Annotated in this window: 1 protein-coding gene; it reads left to right on the plus strand. The window is 65.5% G+C overall.

Features of this window, described 5'->3' with window-relative positions; translation table 11 throughout:
* Window positions 1-229 (plus strand): hypothetical protein (locus RRF55_RS28320; protein WP_439419343.1); only part of this gene is annotated, 229 nt, incomplete at both ends.

Here is a 229-nt window from a genome sequence, read left to right on the forward strand (position 1 = left end):
GCCAGTGGTTCGCCAAGCGCAAGAACGTCATCGCGCTGCTGCGCGAAACGATCTTCCAACAGGAGTCGCCGCTGGTGGACACGGATGCCTCGAACAAGGCGACCGATGCCGATGCCGCGTTGCAGGAGCTGGGCAGTGATCAAGTCGCCTTCGGCTACCTCACCGCCACGGTGACGGTGCTCGATGCCGACCCGGCCGCAGCCGACGAGAAGCTGCGCATGGTGGAGCG

Origin of the sequence: Klebsiella sp. K47, assembly GCF_051858335.1 — a bacterium.
Taxonomy (GTDB): Bacteria; Pseudomonadota; Gammaproteobacteria; order Enterobacterales; family Enterobacteriaceae; genus Klebsiella; species Klebsiella pneumoniae.